Annotated in this window: 2 protein-coding genes and 5 pseudogenes; 3 read left to right on the top strand and 4 right to left on the bottom strand. The window is 62.8% G+C overall.

What is annotated here, in order from left to right:
• The 3 genes and pseudogenes from ACZ6CZ_RS37075 to ACZ6CZ_RS37065 form a co-directional block, all read right to left on the bottom strand.
• Positions 1–275: pseudogene (locus ACZ6CZ_RS37075) on the bottom strand (MOSC domain-containing protein); the annotation flags it as partial.
• Between the two features lie 734 nt (positions 276–1,009).
• A pseudogene (locus ACZ6CZ_RS37070) lies at positions 1,010–1,859 on the bottom strand (IS5 family transposase).
• A gap of 325 nt (positions 1,860–2,184) precedes the next feature.
• Positions 2,185–2,595 (bottom strand): M23 family metallopeptidase, encoded by a 411-nt coding sequence (locus tag ACZ6CZ_RS37065; protein ID WP_469030351.1) that lies wholly within the window; start codon positions 2,593–2,595, stop codon positions 2,185–2,187.
• Between the two features lie 894 nt (positions 2,596–3,489).
• Here ACZ6CZ_RS37065 and ACZ6CZ_RS37060 point away from each other — a divergent pair.
• A pseudogene (locus ACZ6CZ_RS37060) lies at positions 3,490–4,251 on the top strand (transposase family protein).
• Between the two features lie 2,479 nt (positions 4,252–6,730).
• Here ACZ6CZ_RS37060 and ACZ6CZ_RS37055 read toward each other — a convergent pair.
• Positions 6,731–6,946, bottom strand: a pseudogene (locus tag ACZ6CZ_RS37055) (integrase core domain-containing protein); the annotation flags it as partial.
• Here ACZ6CZ_RS37055 and ACZ6CZ_RS37050 point away from each other — a divergent pair.
• Positions 6,924–7,594, top strand: a pseudogene (locus ACZ6CZ_RS37050) (IS5 family transposase); the annotation flags it as partial. The pseudogenes ACZ6CZ_RS37055 and ACZ6CZ_RS37050 sit on opposite strands and share 23 nt — an antisense overlap.
• Before the next feature lie 463 nt (positions 7,595–8,057).
• Complete coding sequence (locus tag ACZ6CZ_RS37045; protein ID WP_469030349.1) at positions 8,058–10,469, top strand: galactose oxidase-like domain-containing protein; 2,412 nt, start codon at positions 8,058–8,060, stop codon at positions 10,467–10,469.
• The last annotated feature ends 154 nt before the right edge of the window (positions 10,470–10,623 follow it).

Here is a 10,623-nt window from a genome sequence, read left to right as displayed (position 1 = left end):
ACCCCGCGCGTGGTGATGTTTTCGCCGAGCTGGCCCGCAGAGACCCTATAGCCCCTGAGCGCGAGTTCGTCGAAGAGTTCCTCGTGCATCAGGTGAACCTGGCGCAGGTTGGGCAGGTTCGGCTCGTAGGTCATACGGAACTGGTGGCGGATCGTCTCACCTGCGTGAACGTCTCCTTCCACTCCGAGCCCCGTGAGCAGCCTGATCGAATCGCGAGTGGGCTTGCTGAACAAGTACCCCTCGTTACGGCTCACTGCGGCCACCTGACCAGGCATCACGCCCTCCAACTGTCGTCGTTCTGCGGCCGGTCGATCATAGAGGCGGTGCAAGCAGCCTTGTGAGGGAAGCGTGAGGTGAGCGAATCATCGGGCGGATGGGTCATGTCCGGTTCCTGATCGACACCGTCCCGTCAACGAACGCCAAAGAGACAGCTCCCAGCCGCGGCCCCTGAAGGATTTCAGGCTGCTCGACGGGGTCGGAGGCGACTTCTGCCGCCTCTTCTGCCGTGTCCTGGGCCGCGGAGCGGGACTTCGTCTTGGGGTGCGGCGTCGCCTTCATGGTGGCGGCGGTGAGCGCACCGCTCGCTACCGCGGAGACCGCGACAAGCCCGGCGACGGCACGTTCTCCCGCCCTCACGCAGTGGATCGGACAGGCCAGAGGCCGGTATCACGCGGCGCGGTCATCGACATCGCAGAGGCGATGCGCGTGAAGCTGGGCGTGTGGGTCTCGACAGGTAGCTGGTGGGTGCGTTAACCGTCGCGCGCCGGGGGCAGCCATCGGGTCCGGTCGCCGGATGCGCCGGCCGATCGGGGCGGGCACTGGGTGATCCGTCACGGGCGAGCCGGGAGAATCACCCGGGCGCAGCGGCGTCTGTCGCCGGTCGCCGTGTAGCGGAGTCCGACAGGTCGTGCCAGCCCGAACCACGAAAGCGTCCGCACTCCTACCTCAAGCGCACATCCTGCGTACCAATCGCGTCTAGGCCGCGCGGCCGGGGGGCGTCTTACAACGGCTAACAAAATGAGCCGAGTTGTCGGTGGGTGATCAGGCAGCAGGCGAGTTTGAGGAACGCTTTGTGGATGTCGGCCCGTCGTTCCCAGCGCATCCGCAGTCGTCGGAAGCCGTGCAGCCAGGCAAAGCTGCGCTCGATCACCCACCGGTAGGTCCCCAGTCCGGTGCCATGTCGTGTGCCGCGCCGGGCGATCGCGGGCACGATGCCGCGGGCGCGGACCTGGTCGCGGTAGATGTCGTGGTCGTAGCCCCGGTCGGCGAACAGCGCGTCGGGCTTGCGGCGCGGACGGCCCACCAGGCCGCGGACCGGCGGAATCGCATCGAGCAGGGGCAGCAGCTGGGTGACATCGTTGCGGTTGCCGCCGGTCAACAGGACCGCGAGGGGTGTGCCATGCCCGTCGGTGATCAGTGGTGCTTCGAGCCGGCCCGCCCGCGGTCGACCGGCGAAGGGCCCGTTTGCTGCCCCCTTTTAGGGCCCTGACGTGGGAGGAGTCGACCACGCAGCGGGACCAGTCCAGTCGCGAGGCCGCGTTCAGCTCTGCGAGCAGAACTTCGTGGAGTCGCTGCCAGACGCCGGCCTCGTTCCAGTCCCGCAGCCGCCGCCAGCAGGTCATGCCCGAGCCGAAGCCCAGCTCCCTGGGCAGGTACTCCCACTGGATGCCGGTGTGCAGCACGTACAAGATCCCGCACAGCACCTCCCGGTCCGGCAGCGGCTTGCGGCCCGGGTACCGAAAGCGCCGCTCACGCTGCGGAAGCAGCGGCTCCAAGCGGTCCCACAACTCATCCGACACGATCCACGGTGACGTCCCCACGACGGGGCGAACGCTCAACTCCTGCCCTGGACACGGCAATCAGCAGCGATCCACCTCTTTGTGTTAGCCCTTGTAAGCCCCTGAAGTGGTTATGTTGGGTTGCTACGTGGCGGCCTTCGGCTGCGTGTTGGTATAGGGCGTTCATGCTCAGGGAAATGCGGTTGAAGGCGCGAAGGCCAGATGAGCTGGTTGAGGCAAGACGCTGGTCCTTGTCGTGCCTGATGCGGGCGGTGGTGATGCGGCCGGATGACCCGGGGGATAGCGCCGATACAACGTACGGTTGCGGGCCGCGCGGGCTGGCGCGGGTTTTGGTCATCACCGAGTGGGGACAACGACATAGCCCTGTCCGCCACTACCTTATGACTTACCATTGCGGTTTTCTGTTCACTCCGTACTTGAATTGACCGGGAGGATGCTCTTCGAAGTGCAAGTGGGGGCCCGTAGCATTGCCCGTTGCTCCCACAGTGCCAATGCGCTGGCCAGCCGCCACGAACGAGCCACGGGAAGCGACGAGTCGTGAGAGATGGCCGTATACGTACAGACGCCGATTGTTGGCTCGGAGTCCGACCCAATTTCCCAATGCACCACCGTTGTGATTCGCCCATTCGATAACTCCGGGAACAACTGCAACGACGGGCGTGCCCCATGGTGCAGCATAGTCATCACCGGTATGATATCCGGCTTTGTAGTGCGCATCACGGGTACCAAAGGCATATGTGACAGTGCGACCAGGGACCGGCGAGGAGATCTTGTGAAGGCTCGCGTCCGGAATCATCAAAAACCCAAGACGTCTCATGGTTTCTGGACTGGGGGCATCGCAGCGTGCACGGTCCTGAATTTCTGCGCATGCCGCGCGTGTCTGCTGTCCGAAGTACCCGGTCATGCCCGACAAAATGATAGCCCCGTGATCGACAAGAGCCTGTTGAAATAGCCGGACACTTTCATTTTTTTGGCCGTAGTGGACGTCTGCGTAGCATCCGGTGACGTCACGCTTCTTGAAGTGGGCTAGAAACAGCCACCTCATGTGTTGTGAGTGCTCTGCCGACCAACGTGGGTCAGAGGGCTGGGAAAGGGAAATTGCACTGGTCTGACACGCTTGGCTTGCAAGCAAGTGGTGGTTCGATAGAGTCGGTGTTCGCTTCGTTAGGAGTGACGAGTGATCGAACGATTTGTCCCCTTGAGACGTTCCACGGTTCGAGGCACCTGCCCCCTCTTGCGCTGCAAGCCCAGCGAATAGAATTTGAAGGAGAGCCACACAAACGGCGATAATCGCCACGCGCAGCTTGGATCGGTGCCACGCCTTGAACAAGCCGCAGCCCTTGGTGAAGCACCCTTTCATTCTTTCTGCGAGTGCGTTGGCCATGAGACAAATTTCCTTCCCTCTGGGTTGCCTTAATGGTGCCGCACAGATCGCACGCCCTGTGTCCAGAGGCGTGCGTGTCGTAAAATCCCAACGATTTGCGGCAAAAACCTAAAAACGGTTGGGTGTCAGCAGGTAAAAACCTGAACGGGAGGCGCGATCTGCCGCGGCTCGTGGAAGACCACCTACCAACGGCAATGAGCCTTTGCCAACTTGATTTGTGAGCTGGACAGTTGGGTCGACAGATGAGTGAAGCCCCTGGTAGACGGGTTCACGACCAAGATCACCCGGTACCACCAGAGGCTTCGTGTGCTTGTCTACCCGTGCGGGCTGGACGTGTCCAGTCGATCCCTGTCCTTCCTCGCCGCTCGCCTGCGCGAACACCGCCGGCGGATCAAGAGCCGCTGGCGTCGGCTCCCGGTCGGGCGTCAAGCCGTGCTGGTGCTGGCGCAGCTGCGGAACGGAACCACGTACGGCCAACTCGCAGCAGGTTTCGGGATCGGGATGAGCACGGTCTACCGCTACATCACGGAGGCCGTCGACTTGCTGGCCGCACTCGCACCGACCCTCGACGATGCCGTCCTGGCTGCCTCGGGGAAGGCGTACGTCCTGCTCGACGGGACGCTCCTGCCGATCGACCGGATCGCCGCCCTTTTACTCCGGGAAGCATAAAAGCACGGGATGAACGTGCAGGTCATCACCGATCCGTTCGGCCGACTGCTGTGGGTCTCGCCCGCACTGCAAGGGCCCGTTCATGACGTTCGCGCGGCCCGCGAACACGGCGTCATCAACGCCCTCGGCCAGGCCCAGATACCTTGCTGGGCGGACAAGGCCTATCAAGGCGCCGCCGGCACGGTACGGGTGCCATACCGCGGCCAATGGGACACACTTTCGGCAGGTCAGCAGGCCGTGAACCGATCCCAGGCCAAGATCCGAGCCCTCGTCGAACAAGCCATGGCCACCATCAAGAACTGGCGGCTCCTCCGCACACTCCGCTGCTCCACCACCCGAATCACGGGCCTGGTCCAGGCCGTCCTCACCCTGCATCACGCCAGCTCAACCGCAGGTTGAAAAGACCTCAATGTTGCTGGGCGGACCGCACCTTGGGACCGGCTCCCGCAGTCGGTCCAGGCCGCCGCCGACTCCGCGGGCCGACTCGACTGGTCGATGGTCGGCGTCGCTCGAAGTCCTGCCGGGCCCGTCAGCACTCGACCGGTGTACGCAAGGCTCGGCCGCGTGTCCCGAAACATGGGACGACGCCCCGGCACCACACCACCCCAATGAGGGACTCAGCCGGTCCCGGGCGGGCGGCCTAACCGCCGCTACCTGCGAAGACGCCATATCCGGGACACGTTCCCGGAACCAAGGACCAGCGGGCCGACCGGCGGCGAAAGGCAGAGGGGGAGGCAGGCCCGCCTTCGCCCGCCACCGTACCGCTAGTGCTGCGACCGGAAAGTTCACCGGCTCGCGGCGTCCGGCACGGCACCTCGCGGCGTCGTCGCATCACCCGAGTACATCCAGTACGCGGGCCATGCTCCGCCTTGCGATGTACCGCACCGGACGCCGCGTGCTTCTCGGCGAACCTTTCCGGCCACAGCACTAGCGACGCCGTAATGAAGTCGAGCGGACGATCAGCCCAATCGAGAACTCCCCAGCGGGCACTGCTCGTTGCGACAGCGATCCTATCTGCCCCGGCACCGTCACCGCTGCAGCAATCCGACACTGGCTCCGTCAGCGATCCGCCACATGCCGGCCTCCTCATTTGAATCCTGCGCTGATCAAGGGACCAAATAGTTAGTTAGTCGATGTGGCCGCCCGCCGGGGCTTCACGACAACGTCCGCTGACTCGCCCAGGCGTGAGCTTTTCTCACAGACCCGAGCGTTCCTTGCGCTGCGCGATCGAGGCACATGCCCAGCGTTGCAGACGATCCGGCTGAGGAAGCACGCCCCCGGCCAAGAGACCTTCGGCGCGTCCTCGTCCTGCCCACTTAAGTGAGCACAGCACCACTGTCGGCCGAAACCCGCCTGTTGTCAGGTGCTGTGGATGGGGCGATTCCCGCTGCGTCTAACGGATGCCTCACGATATCTAGGGGGTGGAGCAGAGGCGGCCGAATCGGAGGTCAATTATTCGTGAAACGACAAGGAGGGTGATTAATGCCACCGCTAAATCAGTTTATTCGGCCAGTTCCGGGCGGCTACGAAATCCAGGCCGAAGGTATGGCAGTAGCGGGGACACTGGGAGCAACGATCAATTGGCTCGGGGAGAAAGTGGCAGTGACGAGTGCTCATGTTCTCATGGCGCAAGGTCTAGAGGTTTTGCAGCCGGCGCGTCGTACGTCCACAACGAAAACCGGTGCTATTGGAACGGTGCAGGGCATCTCTGCTATGACGGCTTATACGAGTATGGATACCTACTTACAGGATTCAAATCGTTCAGATGCTATGTATGATTTTGGCTACTTCACGCCAGTGCCCGGAGCCACTACTGGTAAGATTGCTGGAATCTACTCGGGGTCAGATCCCCTTACCACCCGGAACGCTGTGGTTGGTGAAACGGTGAGATTCACTGGGGCGGCTTCGGGGCTAACCATCACAGGCACCGTGAGTTCCATGGATGGGTGGGGCTTCGTCAGAATCAGGCCCCCTTTCAGTACACCAGAACAGTTCATGTTCAAAACATTCACGAACGCTATCGTGCTGCAATTGCAGGGGAGTAACAGGCCCATCCCTGGTGACTCAGGTGCCGCACTAGTAGCTAGCAGCGATAACAAAGTAGTAGGACTTCACGCGGCAGGAGGGCAGGCCACAAGTGTGTCCTTCGCGACCAAGATTCCCCCGAGTCGCGAGGCTATGGCCACCACCGCCACCGACACGGCAGGACTCACATTGAGTCAAGTCGTGGACAAATGGCGGGCATATCAGGCACTAATTACGGGCACGTAGCGGAACTTGACATGACAATGCGACCTGAGGCGGGGCCCGCAGCCCTTTCAGTTACCTTGCTGGGAGACCGAAGGTGCCTGCGAGTTGGCCGGCGCCGAGCCCGGATGTCTTAGGTACAGGTAGACGTCGGCGAGCGGATCTTCGTCGTGCCTATCCCGAACCAGCAGGTGAGTGCGCAGTGCGCTACTGGTAGCGCGCAGGGGAGGTGGCGGTGTCGTGCGCCGCGCGCAGCGAGTACATGTCACCGTCGAACAGATCCACCGGACCGTGCGTCCGGATGCACCGCAGTAGGGGCACATGGTGGGGGGACTCAAAGGCCGCCATACTGAACCATCTCGGACGCATCTCCGAACTGGCTGACTCATCACGACCGGAAGCCTGCCGATTGCCGTCGGAAGCCTGGGCCTGTCGAAGGACCGTTCCTGTCGTTCCGAGTCCACTGCCGGCAGGCAGCCGCCTGTCGGCTTGCACATCGACGCGCAGAATGACGGCGGGCCAGAGCGTCGCTCGGGCCGGGGCCTGCGGCTAACACTGTGCAGGTCGCGCTAGCGACCGCAGCCAGTACTTTGCGGCGGCTGCCTGTCGCAGGGTGGCCATGAGCAGGCCGCTAGGTGTATTGACCCGCAGGGTTGTTGACGCGGCTGATGGGTGGGTGTCCGCCGAGTGCGGTGTGGCAGCGGTGGTGGTTGTAGGTGTGCAGGAAGTCTGCCAGGGCCTGGGTCCGCTCGTGGTTCGTCTGGTAGGGCCGCTGGTAGGCCCATTCGTCGAGCAGGGTGCGGTTGAAGCGTTCGACGAAGGGCGCCCACAACCGGCTACGGAGGTGGGCCGCCGACGGCACCTGGGGGAAGGTCTTCACCGCCCTGCTTTCGCAGGCCGACACCGAAGGCGATCTCGACTGGGTCGTCGCGGTCGACTCCACGGTCGTCCGGGCTCACCAGCACGCCGCCGGGGCCCGTTAAAAGGGGCCCCGGCCGGCGAGCCGGACGACCATGCCCTCGGACGGTCCCGCGGCGGCCTGACCCCGAAAATCCACCTCGTCGCGGACGGCCGTTGCCGACCGCTGGCGTTTGTCATCACGCCGGGCCAGACCGGTGACGCACCCGCATTCGAGCAGCTGATGGGCCGGTTACGGGTGCCCAGGCGGATCGGCCGACCCAGGGTCACACCGGACGTGGTCCTGGCCGACGAGGCGTATTCGTCACGGGCGATCCGCCTCCATCTGCGGCAGCGGAGAAACCGGGCGGTGATCCCGCAGCCGGCGGACCAGGCCGCGAACCGCAAGCGGCGCGGCCGACTCGGCGGCCGTCCGCCAGCCTTCGATCGCGAGACCTACAAGCAGCGGAACACCGTCGAGCGGTGCATCAACAAGCTCAAGCAGTGGCGCGGCTTGACCAGTCGATACGACAAGACCGCCACCATCTACGTGGCCGGACTCCACCTCGCCGCCATCTTCATCTGGTCAGCGAGGTGATCCGAAAGAAACGGCCTAGTAGCCTCGATGGTTATGGGTGTCCGGCTTTCCGGGTGTCGCCGTGTATGACCAGGAAATTTAGGAGCTGGCTGTGACCGCCGACGTCGTCCCGCATGTGTGCCTCCGCGAGTTGGGTGCCTGTGTCGTCGATGACGACGATGTCGTTGTGGCGCACCGCCGAGTCCACGCCGAAGGCTATCCTGCTTTAAGCGACAGGGCGTTGTGCACTTCCAAACCCGTCTGCGACGAAGCGGCGTCACCCGAAGAACTAGTGTGCGTCCCTCGCCACACCGATCACCGCGAGCCGCGTCGGTTGCGTCGGCTGGCACTCCCTTCAGTAGAGCGCGACTACTTTTGCGCCCGTCCTGTGAATACCTACCCGACCTTCCACTATCCTCTCTCTCATCGCCTACTATGCACGAACCTTGGGTAGATCACAGCAACACCGACGTATCCGCACCGCATGGAGAAGCGCTTGAGTACGTACAGCAGACGGACCGCGCCGGTCGGAGTGGGTGCCTTAATCGCCGGTCTGTTCCTGACCTCGCCGCAAAGCTTCGAGGCCGCCACCATGGTTAGGAAACCAGGGTTCGAGATCGCTGGCACCGGTGATATGCCGCACTGCTGGGAGAAGGCTGGCAGGGGCGAAAACGACTTCAGCTTCAGAAGCATCTCAGACGCGCACTCCGGCGAGAAGGCTGCAAAAATCACCCTTAGTCGTCACGCTGACAGCGACCGCGAGGCGGTGCTCACCAAATCGACCGACTGCACGCTGGCCGTAAGCGTCGGAAAGCGCTACGATCTGGGTTTCTGGTACAAAACAACTACACCGTATACGGACGTCACCATCTTTCGGCATGACAGTTCAGCCGGCTGGCAGCACTGGACCGATGTCAAAACCCTCCATCCCGCGCGAGGCTGGACTCGGGTCATCATTCGCACCCCCAAGGTCCCGGCCGGTACCGATCGTGTCACCTGGGGAGTCTCCGTTTACGGCACCGGCTCGGCGACCACTGACGAGTACACCATGAAGCAGGCGTCCGTTCCGCCTACGCGGGATGAATGCACCGGCACGAGCGATCAGTGCGCCAACGGAAGCTGGTCGGTGCTGCCGACCCAGAACCCGATCCGCTCCATGCACTCCGTTGTACTCAATAACAGCAAAGTATTGCTGATCGCAGGCTCGGGAAACAGCGAGGAATCCTTCAAAGCGGGCACGTTCACCTCCGCGGTGTACGACCCGGCGAACGGTGACTACAAGATCGTGCCAACGCCCGTAGACCTCTTTTGTGCAGGTCATGTGCAGCTGTCAGATGGCCGAGTATTGGTCCTAAGCGGGACCAAGGCGTATCCGACCATGGACAGTCACGGCTATGAGGGGTTGAAAAACGCGTATGCCTTCGACCCCAAGACTGAGACCTACACCAGGACGAATGACATGAACGACGGTCACTGGTACCCATCGGCCACGGAACTGGGTAATGGCGACGTCATCACCTTGGGCGGGCTGCGCGAAGACTCGACTGGCTCGGTGACCTCCGAGCGCTGGTCCGACAGGGATCAACAATGGTTGCCGAGCTGGAACGTCAACCAGACATGGTCGTTCTGGGGCCTGTACCCAGCGATGATCTTGATGCAAGACGGTCGCCTCTTCTATACGGGCAGCCACGTCTTCGGCAACAACATCCCGGGCACCGGCGCTGCGATCTACGACTATGTCGCCAACACGGTCACGCAAATTCCGGGCCTGCAGCGGAAAGACGAACGCGACCAGTCGGCGTCCGTGCTTCTGCCCCCTGCACAGGACCAGAAGGTTCTCACCATCGGCGGTGGCAACATTGACTCTAACCCTGACGCAGATCGGCTGACCGATCTAATCGACCTCAAAAAACCTGATCCGTCGTACGTCGCCGGACCGCCGATTCCACAGGGCATGGTCGATTTCGGGGCCGGCAAGGTCGCGGAGACCGGAAGCCAGGGCAAGATGTATGTTTCCGCTGTGCTGTTGCCCGACGGCACGGTGCTGGAAACCGGGGGCGCCCTACACAACCGGGCACACCCGGTGTACGAGGCCTCGATCTATGACCCGGAAACGAATCGCTTCGACCCGGTGGCCTCCGATCCCGAGTCCCGCGGCTACCACTCCTCGGCGTTCCTGTTGCCCGACGGCCGCGTGATGGCCACTGGCGACAATCCCGGTAACGGCAGTTGGAATCATAACGTCTCCATCTATAGCCCGTCCTACCTCTACAAGGGCACCCGGCCGGCAATCACCTCGGTGATCAATCGCGAGTGGAAGTACGGCGACACTCAGCGGATCACGGTCGACCGGCCCATCGCCCGGGCCGAACTTATCCGACCCGCCGCGGTGACCCACTCCTCCGATCCAAACCAGCGCTTCGTCGACCTGCCGTTGTCTGGGGAAGGTGGCAATGTCGACCTCAACGTGACCAACAACCCTAACCTGGCCCCACCCGGCTGGTACATGCTGTTCGCCGTTGATGCGGCCGGGGTGCCGTCGGTGGCCAATTGGGTGCACCTAACCGGACCGGTGGTCCCGCGCACTTCCGCCGCTGCACCGCACATTCACAGCTTCGCCAACTCGCTGACCGGCGATACGATCCGGCCCGGCAAGAAGCGGTCGTCACACAAGGTCGTCCTGGACGTTTCCGGCTGCGATCGACACTACGGCTCCCTTGACATCTGCGTGCCGAAGACCTTCCCATCCCGGGTGACGAGGACGGTTGAGCGTTGCACATGGCTCCAGCAGAACCATTACGGCCTGCTGAAGGTTAAAGGCGACCACGACCCGCTGCATTTGGATCCAAACGGCAATGGAGTGGCCTGCGACGAGGGGGATATTGGATATGGTTGAGTTTGGCTAGGAATTCCATTCAGCGAGCTCTTTCAGAGAGGCCACTGATCGGGTGACGGCTAGGCAGTTTCGTTTGGATCATCGGGCGGACCAGAGGAAGATGCCCGCGATGTGGAGTCCGGCCAAGTAGATGGTGGCTGTCTTCTCGTAACGG

This window comes from Streptomyces sp. NPDC041135, from assembly GCF_055592085.1.
This window is presented reverse-complemented; position numbering and strand designations above follow the sequence as displayed.

Coding starts and splice junctions, on each gene's coding strand:
- ACZ6CZ_RS37045 (WP_469030349.1), top strand. CDS start 8,058: ATGGAGAAGCGCTTGAGTACGTACAGCAGACGGACCGCGCCGGTCGGA.
- ACZ6CZ_RS37065 (WP_469030351.1), bottom strand. CDS start 2,595: ATGATTCCGGACGCGAGCCTTCACAAGATCTCCTCGCCGGTCCCTGGT.